The organism is Streptomyces griseoruber, from assembly GCF_001514205.1.
GTDB classification, from domain to species: domain Bacteria; phylum Actinomycetota; class Actinomycetes; order Streptomycetales; family Streptomycetaceae; genus Streptomyces; species Streptomyces griseoruber.
In genome coordinates this window covers 591,300-608,703 of sequence record NZ_KQ948763.1, presented here as the reverse complement: position 1 = coordinate 608,703, position 17,404 = coordinate 591,300, and the positions used below count along the sequence as shown (strand labels likewise).

At 73.9% G+C, this 17,404-nt stretch carries 12 protein-coding genes and 1 pseudogene; 5 read left to right on the top strand and 8 right to left on the bottom strand.

Translation table 11 applies throughout. The features are described 5' to 3' along the window. Positions 1–23: 23 nt before the first annotated feature. Positions 24–2,561, top strand: coding sequence for an ATP-dependent Clp protease ATP-binding subunit (locus AQJ64_RS02555; protein ID WP_055634564.1), 2,538 nt, complete (start codon positions 24–26; stop codon positions 2,559–2,561). Here the strand turns inward: AQJ64_RS02555 and ggt are convergent. Then, positions 2,556–4,367: a gamma-glutamyltransferase gene (gene ggt, locus AQJ64_RS02550; protein ID WP_206189720.1), complete on the bottom strand. Its 1,812-nt coding sequence runs from the start codon at positions 4,365–4,367 to the stop codon at positions 2,556–2,558. The genes AQJ64_RS02555 and ggt overlap by 6 nt on opposite strands. Positions 4,368–4,510: 143 nt before the next feature. Between ggt and AQJ64_RS02545 the strand changes: the two genes are divergently transcribed. Together AQJ64_RS02545 and AQJ64_RS02540 are read left to right on the top strand one after the other, a co-directional pair. Then, on the top strand, positions 4,511–5,257 hold the full coding sequence (locus tag AQJ64_RS02545) for a hypothetical protein (RefSeq protein ID WP_055634563.1): 747 nt from the start codon (positions 4,511–4,513) through the stop codon (positions 5,255–5,257). An 80-nt stretch (positions 5,258–5,337) separates the two neighbouring features. Beyond that, a complete protein-coding gene (locus AQJ64_RS02540) occupies positions 5,338–6,912 on the top strand; it encodes a CocE/NonD family hydrolase (protein WP_055634562.1) in 1,575 nt (524 codons plus the stop codon). A gap of 280 nt (positions 6,913–7,192) precedes the next feature. On the opposite strand, the gene AQJ64_RS02535 is transcribed toward AQJ64_RS02540, so the two are convergent. Further along, a complete protein-coding gene (locus AQJ64_RS02535; RefSeq protein ID WP_055634561.1) occupies positions 7,193–7,612 on the bottom strand; it encodes a DUF6278 family protein in 420 nt (139 codons plus the stop codon). 242 nt (positions 7,613–7,854) lie between these two features. Between AQJ64_RS02535 and AQJ64_RS45200 the strand changes: the two are divergent. Together AQJ64_RS45200 and AQJ64_RS02525 are read left to right on the top strand one after the other, a co-directional pair. Then, a pseudogene (locus tag AQJ64_RS45200) lies at positions 7,855–8,233 on the top strand (GDSL-type esterase/lipase family protein); the annotation flags it as partial. 218 nt (positions 8,234–8,451) lie between these two features. Next, positions 8,452–8,688, top strand: coding sequence for an SGNH/GDSL hydrolase family protein (locus AQJ64_RS02525; RefSeq protein ID WP_055634559.1), 237 nt, complete (start codon positions 8,452–8,454; stop codon positions 8,686–8,688). Here AQJ64_RS02525 and AQJ64_RS02520 read toward each other — a convergent pair. The 6 genes from AQJ64_RS02520 to AQJ64_RS02495 all read right to left on the bottom strand — a co-directional run bounded on the left by AQJ64_RS02520 (position 8,685) and on the right by AQJ64_RS02495 (position 17,391). After that, the gene (locus tag AQJ64_RS02520; protein WP_055634558.1) at positions 8,685–9,464 is read right to left on the bottom strand and encodes an exodeoxyribonuclease III; all 780 of its coding nucleotides are present in this window, start codon (positions 9,462–9,464) and stop codon (positions 8,685–8,687) included. The two genes, AQJ64_RS02525 and AQJ64_RS02520, sit on opposite strands and share 4 nt — an antisense overlap. A 30-nt stretch (positions 9,465–9,494) precedes the next feature. Further along, positions 9,495–10,130 carry an MBL fold metallo-hydrolase gene (locus AQJ64_RS02515; RefSeq protein ID WP_055634567.1) on the bottom strand — a complete coding sequence of 212 codons (636 nt, stop codon included), beginning with the start codon at positions 10,128–10,130 and terminating at the stop codon, positions 9,495–9,497. A gap of 52 nt (positions 10,131–10,182) precedes the next feature. Beyond that, positions 10,183–11,505 (bottom strand): bifunctional 3-oxoadipate enol-lactonase/4-carboxymuconolactone decarboxylase PcaDC, encoded by a 1,323-nt coding sequence (gene pcaDC / locus AQJ64_RS02510; protein ID WP_055634557.1) that lies wholly within the window; start codon positions 11,503–11,505, stop codon positions 10,183–10,185. Positions 11,506–11,676: 171 nt separating this feature from the next. Beyond that, positions 11,677–13,827 carry an SWIM zinc finger family protein gene (locus AQJ64_RS02505; protein ID WP_059202367.1) on the bottom strand — a complete coding sequence of 717 codons (2,151 nt, stop codon included), beginning with the start codon at positions 13,825–13,827 and terminating at the stop codon, positions 11,677–11,679. Continuing rightward, positions 13,827–16,601: a DEAD/DEAH box helicase gene (locus tag AQJ64_RS02500; protein WP_425315608.1), complete on the bottom strand. Its 2,775-nt coding sequence runs from the start codon at positions 16,599–16,601 to the stop codon at positions 13,827–13,829. Before AQJ64_RS02500 ends, AQJ64_RS02505 begins: the two co-directional genes overlap by 1 nt. A gap of 196 nt (positions 16,602–16,797) precedes the next feature. Then, on the bottom strand, positions 16,798–17,391 hold the full coding sequence (locus AQJ64_RS02495) for a hypothetical protein (RefSeq protein WP_059202365.1): 594 nt from the start codon (positions 17,389–17,391) through the stop codon (positions 16,798–16,800). Positions 17,392–17,404 lie beyond the last annotated feature (13 nt).

Sequence of the window (17,404 nt, the reverse complement as noted above, 5' to 3'; positions counted from 1 at the left end):
GCACGTCGATCGAACGGAACGCCATGACCAGCGGCTACATCGGCCCGGAGGGCGACCCCTTCGGTGAATTCCTGGCCCGCTTCTTCGGCGGCCCCCGCCCCGGCCCGCGCCAGATCAACATCGGCCAGCTGCTGAGCCAGCCGGCCCGGGAGCTGGTCCAGGGCGCGGCCCAGTACGCCGCCGAGCACGGCAGCCGTGACCTGGACACCGAGCACCTGCTGCGCGCGGCCCTCGCCGCGGAGCCGACCCGGAGCCTGCTCAGCCGGGCCGGCGCGGACCCCGACTCGCTGGCGACGGAGATCGACAAGCGGTCGGGGCCGGTGCAGCACCCGCCGGGCGAGACGCCCCCGCCGACCTCGCTGTCCCTCACCCCGGCCGCCAAGCGGGCCCTGCTGGACGCGCACGACCTGGCCCGGTCCCGCGGGGCGGGGTACATCGGCCCCGAGCATGTGCTCAGCGCCCTCGCCGCGAACCCGGACTCGGCGGCCGGGCACATCCTGAACGCGGCCCGGTTCGCCCCCGCCGGGCTGCCGCCGGAGGCCACGGAGACCGCGCAGGCGCACCCCGAGCGGCAGCGCCCCACCGGCACCCCCACCCTGGACAAGTACGGCCGGGACATCACCGAGCTGGCCCGCCAGGGCCGGATCGACCCGGTGATCGGGCGGGACGACGAGATCGAGCAGACCATCGAGGTGCTGTCCCGGCGCGGCAAGAACAACCCGGTGCTGATCGGGGACGCGGGCGTCGGCAAGACCGCCGTGGTGGAGGGGCTCGCGCAGCGCATCGCGGACGGGGACGTGCCGGACGTGCTGGACGGCCGCCGGGTGGTCGCCCTGGACCTGACCGGGGTGGTCGCGGGCACCCGCTTCCGGGGCGACTTCGAGGAGCGCCTGAACAGCATCGTGGGCGAGATCCGCGGCCACTCCGACCAGCTGATCGTGTTCATCGACGAGCTGCACACGGTGGTCGGCGCGGGCGGCGGCGGCGAGGGCGGCTCGATGGACGCCGGGAACATCCTCAAGCCGGCGCTGGCGCGCGGCGAGCTGCACATCGTGGGCGCGACGACGCTGGAGGAGTACCGGCGGATCGAGAAGGACGCGGCGCTCGCCCGTCGCTTCCAGCCGATCCTGGTGCCCGAGCCGACCGTGCCGGACACGATCGAGATCCTGCGCGGGCTGCGTGACCGCTACGAGGCCCATCACCAGGTCCGCTACACCGACGAGGCGCTGGTGGCGGCCGTGGAGCTGTCGGACCGCTATCTCACCGACCGCCGGCTGCCCGACAAGGCGATCGACCTGATCGACCAGGCCGGGGCCCGGGTGCGTCTGGGCGTCCGGACGAAGGGCACGGACGTACGGGCCATGGAGCGCGAGGCCGAGCAGCTCGCCCGCGACAAGGACCAGGCGGTGGCGGACGAGCAGTACGAGCTGGCCACCCAGCTGCGGGACCGTATCGTCGACCTGAAGCAGCGGATCGCGGACGAGACCGGCGAGGAGGCGGCCGACGAGGGTCTGGACCTGGAGGTCACCGCGGAGGCCGTCGCCGAGGTGGTGTCCCGGCAGACCGGCATCCCGGTCGCGAGCCTCACCCAGGAGGAGAAGGACCGGCTGCTCGGGCTGGAGGAGCATCTGCACGAGCGGGTGGTGGGCCAGGAGGAGGCCGTACGGGTCGTCTCGGACGCGGTGCTGCGCTCGCGCGCGGGGCTGTCGAGCCCGGACCGGCCGATCGGCAGCTTCCTCTTCCTCGGCCCGACCGGGGTCGGCAAGACCGAGCTGGCCCGCGCGCTCGCGGAGGTCCTGTTCGGCAGCGAGGAGCGGATGGTCCGGCTCGACATGAGCGAGTACCAGGAGCGGCACACCGTCAGCCGGCTGGTGGGCGCCCCGCCCGGGTACGTCGGTCACGAGGAGGCCGGGCAGCTCACCGAGGTGGTGCGCCGGCACCCGTACTCGCTGCTGCTGCTCGACGAGGTGGAGAAGGCGCACCCGGACGTCTTCAACATCCTGCTCCAGGTCCTCGACGACGGACGGCTGACCGACTCCCAGGGCCGTACCGTCGACTTCACCAACACGGTGATCGTGATGACGAGCAACCTGGGCTCGGAGGCGATCGACCGGCGCGGCGCCGGCATCGGCTTCGGACCGGGTGGCACCGAGGCGGACGAGGAGGCGCGGCGGGAGCAGATCCTGCGGCCGCTGCGGGAGCACTTCCGGCCGGAGTTCCTCAACCGCATCGACGAGATCGTGGTCTTCCACCGGCTCACCGGCGACCAACTGCGTCAGATCACCGACCTGTTGCTGGAGAAGACCCGGCAGCTGCTGCACGCGCAGGGCATCGGTGTGGAGTTCGCGGCCGGGGCGGTGGACTGGCTGGCCGAGCGCGGTTACCAACCCGAGTACGGGGCACGGCCGTTGCGCCGCACGATCCAGCGCGAGGTGGACAACCGGCTCTCGCGGCTGCTGCTCGACGGCCGGGTCAAGGACGGAGACCGGGTGCGGGTGGAGGTCGAGGACGGGCAGCTCGCGTTCCGCACCGAGCCGCCCGTCCCCGCCCCGGAGCTATGACGCGGGGCGCACGACCTGGGCCGAGCCGCCGCCGCGCCGTACGGTCTCGGCGGCGGCCAGCCACTTCCCGCCGGGCAGCCGCTGCACCCCGGTCGCCGCGCCGATCTCGGCGTTCAGCCTGAACGAGTGCCCGATGGCCTCCAGTTGCGAGCGGAGGCTGTCCGCACCGGTGTCGTTGTAGAGGGCGGGTTCCATGTCCGTCTGGGCCGCGTTGCGCTGGCTGACGCGCGGCGCGGCGATCGCGTCGACGAGCGGCAGGCCCCGGTCGAGGAACTCGGTGAGGGTCTGCAGCACGGTGGTGATGATGGTGGCCCCGCCGGGCGAACCGAGCGCCACGACGGGCCGGTTGTGCCGGTCGAGGACGATCGTCGGCGAGATCGACGAGCGCGGCCGTTTGCCCGGGCCCGGCAGGTTCGGGTCGTGCACGGCCGGGTTGGCGGGGGCGAAGGAGAAGTCCGTCAGCTCGTTGTTGAGGATGAAGCCCCGGCCGGGGACGGTGATCGCGCTGCCGCCGGTCTGCTCGATGGTGAGGGTGTAGGAGACGACGTTCCCCCACTTGTCGGCCACCGTCAGATGGGTGGTGTTCTCACCCTCGTACGTCGTCGGCGCCGCCGTGCCCCCGGTGCCGCAGGCGGCCGGGTGGCGCGGGTCGCCGGGTGCGACGGGGCTGGTGAGCACCGCGTCGTCCTTGATGAGGCAGGCGCGCGAGTCGGCGTACCGCTGCGACAGCAGCTGCTTCGTCGGCACGTCCTCGAAGGCGGGGTCGCCGACCCAGCGCCCCCGGTCGGCGAACGCGATCCGGCTGGCCTCGATGTAGTGGTGCAGGTACTGGACCTCGCTCGCCTTCGAAAGGTCCGTGTTCTCCAGGATGTTGAGGGCCTCGCCGACGGTGGTGCCGCCGGAGGAGGAGGGGGCGATGGAGTAGACGCCGAGGCCGCGGTACGTCGTCCTGGTGGGCGCCTGGAGCTTGGCGCGGTAGGCGGCGAGGTCGTTCGCGGTCAGTTTGCCGGGGCGTGCCTTCCACCCCGAGGCCGGGTCCACGGGCGGGTGGTTGACGGTGTCGACGATGTCCTCGCCGAGGTCGCCCTTGTAGATCGCGGAGACGCCCTCGCGGCCGAGTTCGGCGTAGGTCCGGGCGAGGTCGGGGTTCTTGAACGTGGAGCCGACGACGGGGAGTTGCCCCCCGGGCAGGAACAGCTTCGCGGTGTCCGGGAAGTAGCGGAAGCGGGTCTCGTTGGCGGCGGTCTGGGAGCGGAAGGTGTCGTCGACGGTGAACCCCCCGCGGGCGATGCGCTCGGCGGGCTTCAGGACCGAACCGAGCTTCCTGCTGCCCCACCGGTCCAGCGCGGTCGCCCAGGTGGCGGGGGTGCCCGGGGTGCCGACGCTCAGCCCGCTGGTGACGGCGTCGGCGAAGGCGAGTGGCGCGCCGTTCTCCAGGAACAGGCCCGAGTCGGCGGTCAGCGGCGCGGTCTCCCGGCCGTCGATGGTGTGCACCGTACGGGACTTGGCGTCGTAGTAGACGAAGTAGCCGCCTCCGCCGATGCCGGAGGAGTAGGGCTCGGTGACGCCGAGGGCGGCGGCGGTGGCGACGGCCGCGTCGACGGCGTTGCCGCCCTTCCTGAGCACCTCGATACCGGCGGCGGAGGCGTCCGCGTCGACGCTGGCGACGGCACCGCCGTAGCCGACGGCGACGGGAACCTTCGCAGGGGTCGTTCTCCCGGTGGCGGGCGGCGCTGCGGCCCCCACCGTGACCACGGCGGCCGAGACCGCCAGGACCGACAGTTTCCGCGCGACAGAGCGACGCATCCGTACCTCCAGTCGGGAACCGTCCGCGCAGCGTAGCCAGATTCGGGGGGCCTCGACAGGCGCCTTCCGGGCACTGTCATACGACTGCCACACCTCGAACACGGGTACGTCCAAGGCATGTCCGCCCGCTACCATGCGCGCCCATGAACGACGACGTGCGCAACATCGCCCTGGGGGTCATCGCGACCGGCCTGAGTGCCGCGCTCGGCTGGGTGGCGCGGACCTACCTGTGGCGCCGGAAACTCCGGCGCAAGCAGGCGTTCTTCGGGCTGCCGGAGCACTCCGAGTGCCTGCTCGTCGTCAACCGCGACGCGGGCGGCCCGGATCTCGCGGTGCACCGCCACGACGTGTTCGCGCTGCTGGAACTCGCCGCGCTGATCAAGGACTGCGGGGCGGGCGCCGAGGTGGTCACCCAGGACGCGGCCCGGCAGGGGTTCGGGGAGCGGACGGAGTTCTGTGTGGGCGGCCCGGGGTCCAACCGGCGGATGGCCGCCCATCTCCAGGCGATGCTGCCCGGGGTGCGGGTCAACACCGACCGGGAGCCGGGCCCGGACCGCCTGGCGTTCCGGATCGGCACCGAGCTGTACCGGATGGACGCGGGCGTCACCGAGTACGTGCTGCTGGCCCGGCTGACGGCGGGTCGGCGGCGGGAGGCGCGGCCGGTGTTCCTGTTCTGCGGGCAGCGCGCCATCAACAACCAGGCCGCCACCCGGTATCTCGTCCGGCACCACGAGCGGCTGGCCCGCAAGCACGGCGGCAACTCCTTCGTCCTGCTCCTGAAGGTCGTCAACTCGCAGGCGTACGGCCCCGATGTGGTCGAGCTGGTCGAGGACGTGACCCGGGCGGCCCAGACGCCGCTGCCCGCCGAACCGATCGTTACCGCCACGTAACTTACTGACGGGTTACTTCCGGTAAGGCCACCCGGTTACCGTCGGGTCACTTTGCACGGACGTATGCCGAGGAGTGACCCGTGGGACGACGACCGCACCGTAGGGCCCTGCGCACGACCGCCGTCGGCGCCGTCTCCGCCTCCCTGGTCGCCGCCGGCGTCCTGGCCCACGCCCCAGCCGCGCAGGCCGCCACGAGCCCGGTCCGGTACGTCGACATCGCCGGGGACGGCGGCACGGTCCTGAAGGCCAACGTGATCACCCCGGCCGGCGCCGACGACACCCGCCGATACCCGCTGATCGTGCTCCCCACCAGCTGGGGCTTCCCGCAGGTGCAGTACCTCGCCCAGGCGCAGCGGCTCGCCGACGACGGGTATGTCGTGCTCGCCTACAACGTGCGCGGGTTCTGGCAGTCCGGGGGCGAGATCGACGTGGCCGGTCCGCGCGATGTCGCCGACGCCTCGAAGGTCGTCGACTGGGCGCTCGCCAACACCCCGGCGGACCCGGGGCACATCGGCATGGCGGGCGTCTCCTACGGTGCGGGCATCAGCCTGCTGGCCGCCGCGCACGACCCGCGCGTCAGGGCCGTCGCCTCACTCAGCGGCTGGGGCGATCTGATCGACTCGATCCACTCCGGCCGCACCCAGCACCTCCAGGCGGCCGCCGTGCTCGACACGGTGGGCACGGTCACCGGCCGGCAGAGCGCGGAGTCGCGGGAGATCTTCTCCGCCTTCTACGACTCCGACCTGACGAAGGAGCAGGAGATCGTCGCCTGGGGGAAGAAACGTTCCCCCGCGAGCTACCTGGACCGGCTCGACAAGAACGGCACGGCCGTCCTGATGGCCGGCGCCTGGGGCGACACCATCTTCCCGCCCAACCAGTCCGCCGCCCTCTACGAGCGGCTGACCGGACCCAAGCGGCTGGAACTGCGCCCCGGCGACCACGCGACGGCCGAACTCCCCGGCCTGTTCGGCCTGCCCAACGACGTGTGGACGGACACCCGGCGCTGGATGGACCACTACCTCAAGGGCGTGGACAACGGCATCGACCGCGAGCAGCCGGTGCAGCTCACGTCCCGCTCCACGGACGGCTACGAGGGCTACCCGGACTGGAAGTCGGTGGGCGCGACCCGCGAGAAGATCGCCCTGGCCGGCACGACCACGATCCGCACGAACGTCGACTCGGGCGCCGACGGCGGGATCGTGTTCCTCTCCAGCATCCTCGACCAGGTGGCGCGGGTCCCCCCGGTCGCCTCGATCCCCCTGCTCCCCCGGTACTGGGCCGCCGTGTGGCAGTCGCCGAAGTACGCCTCGGCGCAACAGGTGCGCGGCACCGCCCGGTTGCACACCACGCTCACCCCGACCGAGGAGAGCGGCACCCTCGTCGCCTACCTCTACGACGTGGGGCCGCTCGGCCTCGGCAAGCTGGTCTCGCACGCGCCGTACACCTTCCACGGGGCGACGCCCGGAAAGCCGTTCGGCCTCGACCTGGAGCTGTTCTCCACGGCCTACGACGTCCCGGCAGGGCATCGGCTGGCCCTGGTGGTCGACACGGTCGACCCGCTCTACATCGAGCACAACCCGTCCGGCGCGCGGCTGACCTTCTCCTCGCCTGCGACCGATCCGTCGTACGTGTCGGTCCCGCTGCGCGAGCAGTGATCTGCGACCGGCGCCGGCCGGGCAGGGCTCTGTGACTTCCGCCCCCTACGGCCGGATTGCCGCGGAGAGTCCCCCACCACCTGGCAGCAGCGTCCCCGGTTCTGCCGCCGCGGCGGTCGCGACCCCGGTTCTGGGGGATGAACGGCCCATCCTAGTCGCCCCCTTCAGTGCTTGAGAATCTTGGAGGAAACTATCCAGCGCGGTCCCGCCCCAGGACACGACACGCACCCAGCGGACATAAGCCGTATTTACGTCGGGCTTATGCCGGTGGTGCGGGGGCTCAGTCCTCGGCCACCTCGCCGTACAGCTGGGACAGTTCGGGCACCCCGCTGACCGCCCACTCGTGCCCGGAGTCCACGACGTCGAACTCCCGCCCCGAGGCCAGCCGCACGACGGGCTGCCCGTCCGCCCGGAACTCCCAGGCGGCGCCGGGCACGGTCCGCACGATGACCGTGCCCAGGTAGAGCCCGGCGTCGTTGCCGAGCCAGGGCAGGATCTCCTCGTCGTCGCGCCAGCGCGGCACCATCTGGTCGAGCGCCTCCAACGAGGCGACGGTGTCGTCGAGTCCGATCCCCGCCCGGGCCGCCTGGGAGCGCAGCAGCTCGCATTCGGAGAGGAGCTCCGCCACCCCCTCGGGGTCGGCGGCCAGGACCGCTTCACCGTGCTTCTTGCGCTTGTTGCCCAGGAAAGGGATGTACATGCCTCCAGCGTGTCATTCGCACCGACGTACGCACCACAGGCGCGCTGGCACGTACGTACGGTCGAATCCCCGGCCCGGGCCCGCATGGCGCGTTGACCGGGCCCCGCTCGCCGCCTACCGTCGCGAGGCGCTGTCGGCTGACGGGTGTGCGGGAGGGATCGGTTCGTGTGCCGAGGCGCGTGGGGGGTCGCCCTGGCCCTCGTGGCTCCGGGCTGTTCCTCGCCCCCGCACGGGCCGCCGAGCCCGGTGCGGTGGTGCTGCTCGGGGACTCGATCACCGACGGCGACCGGTCGACCGGTGGGGGCGAACCGGCGCTGGCCGGACGCCCTCGCGGCCCGGCTGCGCCGGCAGGACGTGGTGCCGCGCTACGGGGTGCTCAACGCGGGGATCGCGTCGAACCGGGTGACGGCCGACCGCTACCCGGGCGACGGGATCGCGCTGGTCGGCGGCTGGGTCGGCGCCCCGCACCGGCTGGACCGGGACGTCCTCCCCCAGACCTCGGTCCGCACGCTGGTCGTGTTCGAGGGCATCAACGCTCTGCGGGACGGGACGACCGCCGTCGAGGTGGCCGCGGGGCTACGGGAGACCGCCGGGCCGGGCGCACGGGCTACGGGAGACCGCCAGGCCAGGCGCGGGCGCACGGGCTACGGGAGACCGCCAGGCCAGGCGCGAGCACACGAGCTACGGGAGACCGCCAGGCCAGGCGCGAGCACACGAGCTACGGGAGACCGCCAGGCCAGGCGCGAGCACACGGGCTACGGGAGACCGCCAGGCCAGGCGCGAGCACACGAGCTACGGGAGATCGGCGCCTCGCTGGCGGCCTGCGGGGGCTCCGCGGGGTGCACGGCGGCCGTGGAGGCCGAGCGGGCCAGCTGAACGCATGGCTCCGGACCACCGGCGCCTTCCACGGCGTCCTCGACTTCGACCGCGCCCTGCGCGACCCCGCCGCCCCCACGCGGATGCTCGCCGCGGACGGCAGCGGGGACCATCTGCATCCCGGGGACGCGGGGTACGCGGCGCTCGCCGGTGCGGTGGACCTGCGGCTGCCGCGCGGGCCGGACGTCCGTGCGGCCTAGACGTCGAGGTCGACGACGACCGGAGCGTGGTCGGAGGCGCCCTTGCCCTTGCGCTCCTCGCGGTCGACGTAGGAGTCCTTGACGGCCTTCGCGAACGGTTCGTTGCCGTAGACCAGGTCGATGCGCATGCCGCGGTTCTTGGGGAAGGCCAGCTGACGGTAGTCCCAGTACGTGAACGGGTGGTCGTACTTCAGGGGCCGCGGGACGACGTCGGACAGACCGGCCTCGCGCAGGGAGGTCAGGGCGGCGCGCTCGGCCGGGGTGACATGGGTGAGGCCCTCGAAGGCCGCCACGTCGAAGACGTCGTCGTCCGTCGGCGCCACGTTGTAGTCGCCGAGGACGGCGAACGGGCGGCCGCCCGCCGCGTCGCCCGCGACGGCCGCCTTCAGAGCCTCGAACCACTGGAGCTTGTAGGCGTAGTGCGGGTGGTCCACCTCGCGGCCGTTCGGCACGTACACCGACCAGACGCGGACCGGGCCGCAGGTCGCGGAGATCGCCCGGGGCTCCACGGAGCCGTCGTAGCCGGGGTCGCCGGGCAGGCCCTTGACCACGTCCTCGATGCCGACGCGGGAGATCACCGCCACGCCGTTCCACCGGCCGGTGGCGTTGACCGTCGCCTCGTAGCCCAGCTCGCGCAGCTGGTCGAAGGGGAACTGCTCCTCGGCCAGCTTGGCCTCCTGGAGGCACAGCACGTCCGTGCCGCTGCTCTCCAGCCAGGCCAGCAGCCTCGGCAGGCGGGCGGTGATCGAGTTGACGTTCCAGGTCGCGATGCGCATGCCTCACAACCTACCGGGCACCACCGACACTCACAGTGCCGTGCTCTCCCCGGACGCCAGCCGCCGGTGCGGCGCGCCGCCGAGGGCGCCGATCTGGTTGTCGTAGATGGGGCGGGCGAGGTCGGTGAGCAGGGCGTCGTGGATGTCGTAGGCGCGCTGCGGCTTCACCTCGCGGACGTAGTCGATGACCTCGGAGATCTTGCTCCAGGGGGCCATGACCGGGAGCATCAGCGTCTCGACGGCCCGGTCGGGGACGGTGAGGGCGTCGCCGGGGTGGAAGACGCGGCCGCCGTCGATCAGATAGCCGACGTTGGTGATGCGCGGGATGTCCGGGTGGATGACGGCGTGCAGTTCACCGTGGACCTGGACGTCGAAGCCGGCCGCGGTGAAGGTGTCGCCGTGGCCGACGGTGTGCACGCGGCCGGGGAAGGCCGCCGAGATCCTCTCCGCGACCGAGCGCAGGGTCCAGATCTCGGCGGCCGGGTTCGCGTCCAGGGCCGCCCGCAGCCGCCCCTCGTCGAAGTGGTCCGGGTGCTCGTGCGTGACCAGGACCGCTTCGGCGCCGACGGCCGCGTCCGCCTCGCTGAACCCGCCCGGGTCGAGGACGAGTGTGCGCCCGTCCTTCTCCAGACGGACGCAGGAGTGCGACTTCTTCGTCAGCTTCATGGTCGTCGTGCTCGTCATGGGGTCCATCCTCTCCCGGTGCGGGCGGCGCGGCTCAGTCGACCGGGGTGGTCTCCTCACGGATGATCTGCTGGGCCACCCGGAAGGCGCTGTTGGCCGCCGGTACACCGCAGTAGACCGCAGCCATCAGCAGCACCTCCTTGATCTCGTCGGGGGTGAGGCCGTTGCGCAGGGCGGCCCGGGTGTGGAACGCGAGTTCGTCGAGGTGACCGCCGGCGACCAGGGCGGTGAGCGTGACACAGGAGCGGGAACGCCGGTCGAGGCCGGGGCGGTCCCAGATCTCGCCCCAGGCGTAGCGGGTGATGAACTCCTGGAAGTCCCCCGAGAAGTCGTCGGCCTGGGACAGCGCCCGGTCCACGTGCGCGTCCCCGAGGACCTCGCGGCGCACCTTCAGCCCGGCGTCGTACGGGTCCGGACGGCCCATGACCTGCGGCGGCTCCTCGACGGGGGCGGGCGCGATCTCGGCGATGGCCACCGGCTGCGGCGGGGCCGAGACCGGGAGCTGGGTCTGGGTCGTCACCGCGCGGACGGGGATGCCCGGGACGGCCGTCTGCCCGGTCGCGGTCTCGTAGGCGGGCTGCCAGGCCGTGGAGAAGTGCCGCACCAGGAGGTCGGTGACGGCCGCGGGCTGCTCCACCGGGACCAGATGGGAGGCACCGGGTACGACGGCCAGGCGGGCGTCGGGGATGCCGGCGACCAGGGTGCGCGCCTCGGCGGGGCCGGTCACCTGGTCGTCGGAGCCGACGAGGACGAGTGTGGGGACGCCGATCAGACCGAGTTCGGCGCGGACGTCGAACGCGGCGAGCGCCTCGCAGGCCGCGATGTAGCAGCCGGGGTCGGTGGTGCGCACCATCTGCACGGCCCATTCGGTGATCGCGGGCTGCGCCGCCGCGAAGCCGGCCGTGAACCAGCGGTCGGGCGAGGTGCGGGCGATGGGGTCGAGCCCGTTCGTACGGACGATCACGCCGCGCTGGCGGAACTCGTCCGCGGTGCCGAACCTCGGCGAGGCGGCGATCAGCCCGAGCGAGGCGACCCGCTCCGGGTGACGCAGCGCCAGTTCCACGCCGACCGCGCCGCCGAAGGCGCAGCCCGCGTAGCCGAAGCGCTGCACCCCGAGCCCGTCGAGGGTGGCGAGCAGCCGCTCGGCGAGATCGGACACGGAGCCGGCCGGGTAGGCCGGGGCGCCGCCGTGACCGGGCAGGTCGTACCGGAAGATCCGCCACTGCTGGGCCAGTTCGGGGACCTGACGGTCCCACATGTGCCAGGTGGTGCCCAGGGAGGGCCCCAGGATCAGGACCGGGGCGTCTTCCGGCCCGTCAAAGCGGTATTGAAGGGTGCTGGACGTACTCTCACTCACCCGACTCACGCTCCCACATCTCACGGCTTCTCACGCACCTGGGTCGGAACCCCGTGCAACCCGTCCCACTTTGTGGCAGCGTCCCCACGGTGTGGCGGCGTCGGGAAGACCCTCCGGGGCGTGCGCTGCCCACGGCACGGTGCGCGTGCATCGTACAGACGGTGCGCCTCGCTACGGCTCCCCGGTGCCGCCCAGGCCGGTCAGGGCGCCCACCGGGTCGGGGTCGGGGGTGCCGCGGGGCCACCAGTCGTCGTGGCCGGGCTCGGACTCGTACGGATACCACAGGCCGTCACGGCCGAAGCGGAGCTGGACATGGCCGCCGGGGTGGGTGAGGTGGTTGCGCCAGGGGCGGAACGCGGGGAGGTCGGCGGCGAGGAGCAGCGGGCGGGCCCGGTCGAAACGGCCCGCCGGCGGGTCCCAGGGCTCCTCCAGGACGGTGAGGCCGTCCGGTCCGCCCTGCCGCCAGGCGGCGACCGCGCGCGCCAGTTCGGACGGCGTGCGTCCGGCGGCGGAGGCGAGCGAGGCGTACAGGGCGCGGGTGGCGACGGTGAGCCCGGAGCCGGGGCGGGCGGCGGCGAGCCGTACGGCGTCCTGCCACAGGGTCAGTTCGCCGATCTCGTCGTGGCCGGTGACGAGCAGGGCGTGGGCACGGGCCGCGGCGTCGGTGGCGAGCTGGTCCAGGGCGAGGGAGTCGGGGCCGTGCGGCGCGGAGGGGTAGGCCGGGGGCTGCTCGGGGTGCGGTGGGACGGGCAAGGGGGCGGGCAGCGGCGGCAGGTGACGTCCCGGGCCGCCCGGGGTCACCGCCTCCGTGGCGCGGACGCCCGGCAGGATGGCCGGTTCCTGCTCCTGGGCGGCCCGGGCCGCGCGGGTGGCGTTACGGCGGGACAGCGCGTCCAGCAGCTCGCGTTCGCCCCGGCCGCGCAGCAGGAGCAGGACGAAGGGGTCGGCGTCCAGCAGACGCGCGGTCTGGTAGCAGAGGGCGGCGGCGTGTTTGCAGGGGTGGGCGCGGTCGGGGCAGCTGCACTGCGGTTCGAGGTCACCGGGGCCGGGGAGCAGCGGCACCCCGCAGTCGGCGAGGGACTCCGGCATCTTCTTGTCGAGCAGCGCGGCGATGTGCGCGGGGCGGTCCACCGCGGCGGCCAGGAACCGCTCCCAGTCCTCCTCCCCGAGGGTGCGCAGCCGCACCTGCACGCGGTACGGGCGGGGGCGGCTGCCCTGCACGTACGCGAGGACGAGTCCGGGGGTGACGGTGATGGCGTCCACATGCCCCTGCCGGGCGTAACCCCGGCCCCGCGCCAGCCGCTTGACGTCCAGCGCTCCTTCCTCCAGCGCGCCCACCCAGGCATGTCCCCACCAGGTCTCGGCGAACCGGGACTCCTCCTCTCCGGGCCCGGGGAGCGGCGGGAAGGCGGGAAAGGTACGCCGGTGGTCACCGTCACGGGAGGGGGCGGCCATGGAGCGGGGGGCGACGGGGGCGGGCGCCGGGTGAGGGGGGTCGGGGAGGGCGGGCGAGGTGAGGGGGGCGGGAAGGGCTGAAGAGACAGGAGGGGCAGACGGGGCGGGAGGGGCAGACGGGGCGGGAGGGGCAGACGGGGCGGGAGGGGGCGGGGACGGCTCGTGCGCAGGGACGGGGCGGGACGCATCGGCGCCTGCCGGGGTGGGGTGGGGGTCGGCGGTGGGGTGGGGGTCCGGTGCGGTGGACGGGGGCAGGTCGTCGGAGGGCATCCGGAAGGCGTCGGCGAGCGACTCCCGTACCAGCCGGGCCCGTTCGCGGGCCTTGCCGTCACCGCCGGTGAGGTCCCTCGGCCGGCTCGGGCGTCGCGGGGCGTCGGAGGTGGCGGGCCGTTCGGCGCCCCTGGCCGACGGCCGAGCCCGCCCGGCGTCGGTCTCCCCCGGGTCGACCGCGTTGCGCCGGGCCTGAGCCCGGGCGGCCCGCAACGCCTCCCGCGCGATGTCCCCGGGACGGGCGGCCTGCTTGGGCGCATGCGCCGTGCCCGTGCCCGTGACGGGGCCGGGGCCCACGCCGGAGCCGACGCCCGGGGCAGGGACGGCGGCCGGGGCGGAGGCGGCCGGGCTCGGCCCGGCTTCGGTGGCCTCCGGGGTGGCGGCCTCGCGTGCCGGTCGGCCGAGGGGGGCGGCCGGGGTCCGTGCCGGTCGCTCCGCGGTCGGCTGTGCGGTGGCCGTCGCCGGTGCCTCGCTCCGGCTGCCCCGCTCCCGCGCCGCCCGCAGGGCACGACGTGCGGCGTCGGCCGGCCGCCCGGCCTCCGTGTCGCCCGCCCCGGACGTCTCCGCCGGCTCCCCTCGGCCCTCTCGCTCGCTCATCACGCCTCCCTCCGCAGTCGCACCAGGTCGGTCAGCTCGCGGTGGGTCAGCTCGGTGAGGGCGGACTCGCCGGAGCCCAGGACCGCGTCGGCCAGCGCCCGCTTGGACTCGAGCATCTCGGCGATGCGGTCCTCGACCGTGCCCTCGGTGATGAGGCGGTGGACCTGGACGGGCTGGGTCTGGCCGATACGGTACGCGCGGTCGGTGGCCTGTTCCTCCACCGCGGGGTTCCACCAGCGGTCGAAGTGGACGACATGGCCCGCGCGGGTGAGGTTCAGGCCGGTGCCGGCGGCCTTGAGGGAGAGGACGAGGACGGGGGTGGCGCTGGCCTGGAAGCGGTCCACCATGTGCTCGCGCTCCGGGACCGGTGTGCCGCCGTGGAGCAGGTCCACGGGGATCGCCCGGTCGGCGAGGTGGGCGGTGATCAGCCGGGCCATGCCGACGTACTGCGTGAAGACGAGCACCGAGCCGTCCTCGGCGAGGACGGTGTCCAGCAGTTCGTCGAGGAGGGCGAGCTTGCCGGAGCGGGCCGCCAGACGTTCACCGACGGAGGTGGTCTCCTCCTTCAGGTACAGCGCGGGGTGGTCGCAGATCTGCTTCAGCGCGCCCAGCAGCTTCAGCACCAGACCCCGGCGCGCGATCCCCTGCGCCGTCTCGATGGCGAGCAGCGACTCGCGCACCACCGCCTCGTAGAGGGAGGCCTGTTCACGGGTGAGCGGCACCGGATGGTCGGTCTCGGTCTTGGGCGGCAGCTCGGGGACGATCCCGGGATCGGACTTCTTGCGGCGCAGGAGGAACGGGCGGACCAGGCGGGCGAGCCGCTCCACCGCCTGTGCGTCCTCGCCGTTCTCCACCGCGCGCGCGTGCCGGGCGCGGAAGGATTTCAGGGGGCCGAGGAGGCCGGGGGTCGTCCAGTCCAGCAGGGCCCACAGTTCGGAGAGGTTGTTCTCGACGGGGGTACCGGTGAGGGCCACGCGCGCGGGGGACGGGATCGTGCGCAGCGCCTTCGCCGTCGCCGAGTAGGGGTTCTTCACGTGCTGCGCCTCGTCGGCGACGACCATGCCCCACGGTTGGGCGGCCAGTGCCGCGGCGGTGGAGCGCATGGTGCCGTACGTGGTGAGGACGAAACCGCCGGTCAGGTCGGCCAGGGAGCGGTCGGGGCCGTGGAAGCGGCGGACGGGGACGCCGGGTGCGAAGCGGGTGATCTCGCGCTGCCAGTTGCCCAGGAGGGAGGCCGGGCAGACCACGAGGGTGGGTTCGGTGCGGTCCCGTCGCAGATGCAGGGCGATCACGGTGATCGTCTTGCCGAGGCCCATGTCGTCGGCGAGGCAGCCGCCGAGGCCGAGGGAGGTCATGAGGTCCAGCCAGGCCAGGCCGCGGAGCTGGTAGTCGCGGAGGGTGGCGCGCAGGCCGGGGGGCGGGGCCGCCGGGTGCACCCCGGCCGTGAGGCGGTCGCGCAGGGCCGCGAGGGCGCCCACGGGCACCACCTCGACGCTCTCGCCGTCGACCTCGGCGGTGCCGGTGAGGGCGGCGGACAGGGCGTCCACCGGGTCCAGCAGGCCCAGTTCGCGTTTGCGGGCCTTGCGGACCAGCGCCGGGTCGACCAGGACCCACTGGTCGCGCAGCCGCACCACCGGGCGGTGGGCCTCGGCCAGCGCGTCCATCTCGGCCTCGCTGAGCGGATCGCCGCCGAGCGCCAGCTGCCAGCGGAACCGAAGCAGTTCCTCGCTGTCGAAGAAGCCGGTGCCGTCGGTCGCCGAGCCCGGCGCGGGCCGGACCACCGCCGTCGCGCTGAGGTCCTGCGCCAGGTCCCTCGGCCAGTGCACGGCGACCCCGGCCGCCGCGAGCCGGGTGGCCGCCACGCCGAGCAGATCGCCCAACTCGTCCTCGGACAGGGCCAGTACGTCCGGCGTGTCCTGTTCGGCGAGCCGGGCCAGCGGCGGCCACACCCGCGCCGCGCGCCGCACGGCGAGGGCGGCGTCCACACGCGCGCGGGGTCCGAAGGCCGTGTCCGCCTCGCCCGCCCACAGGGCCGCCGCGTCGGTCACCAGGGTGGGGTCGGCGAGGCTGTGCACCTGGACGATCGCGGCACCGGCGGCACGCCCCCGCCCGGCGTCGTCGGACGCGTCGAACATGTCGTACGCGGACAGGTCGAGGCGGAGCGAGACGCGCACGCCCGCGTCCATGCCGGCGGCGACCTCCGCCGCCCAGTCGTGTGCTCCGGGCAGCCGCTGGGGCCGGCGGTCGGCGAAGGGTTTCCCGGCGGCGTGCGGCGCTGCCGGGGTGCGGGGCAGGGTGTCGGCGACGGCGTCCAGGAAGGCCCGCAGCAGGGCTTCCGGCTGCGGCAGCCGCAGCGGTCCGGGGCCGGGCAGGGGGACGGCGTGCCCCTCGTGGGGCAGGGCGGCGGCGATCGCGCGCAGGTGCGCGATGTCCTCCGGGTCCAGGGGGCCGGCCCGCCAGGCGTCATGGCCGGAGGGGGTCAGACCGGGGAGCAGACGGCCCCGGGCGGTGAGCCGCAGCGCGTGCAGCGCGGCCGCGCCCCAGCAGGCGGTGGCGGGGTGGGCGGCGGGGTCGCGGCGGGCGCGCACCAGCAGCGGGAGCGCCCGGTCCAGCGGCAGGGTCAGGGCGGGGACCTGCTTGCGGCGGACGGTGGTGCCGTGCGGGCGGACGACGGTCAGCTCGGTCCGCTCGGCCGCTCCCCCGCCGCCCGAGCCGATCTGGCCGTCCGAGCCGTCCTGGCCGTCCGGGGGCGCCGTGGGGTCCCAGAAGACCATCCGGCCCTCGCGCGGGAGCGGGGCGGGCAGGAAGACCGCGGCGAGGCGCACCGGGACGCCCGCCTGTTCCGCCGGAGCCCTGTCGCCCGTACGCACTGTCCACCTCCCGCCCGCAACCCGGATCACTCGTCTTCGACTCTACGGGCGGGGTCTGACAATCGGTCCCGGCGCCGGGACCGGGTGCGGCGTGCAGGCCCTAGGGAACCGTGCGCGAGACGACGTACACGAAGGGGTAGACGGGGTTGCCGTAGTTCACGACGACGTCGAGGGTGGGCGTGGGGTCCTTCTTCTCGACGACCATGCCGTAGAACCGGCCCGTGCGGGCGCCCGGCCCCTTGAACCGCCAGCCCGTGATGCCCTGGTCGCGGGCGCTGATGGTGATGTCGCCCTGTTCGAGGTCGGTCCGGTCGGCACCGATCTGCCGGAGGAACTGGTCGAGGCCGGCGTGCGTGGTCTGGAACTGCACGTAGAGCCGGCTGGTCTTCCAGTTGTTCGTCTCGTAGTAGGCGACCTGGTTGGACGGGTGCGGGACCGGCACCTGGTAGAGGCGGCGCTGGACCTTGGAGGGCCAGCCGGCGGTCAGGCCGGTCGCCGAGTACTTGGCCTCCTTGTCCTTGCCGCTGTCACGGCTCTGGTTGGCGGAGATCACCAGGTACCCGGCCGGGACGCCGATGAGCAGCACGATGATCAGCAGGGTGAGCGCCCTGCGCCGGATCACATGGCGGCGGTCCTCCGGCGGCCGGGGCGGCTCGTCGGGCGGCGCCGCCTGGCGGGGCAGCGAGGCGGTCATGCGGTGTCCCTGG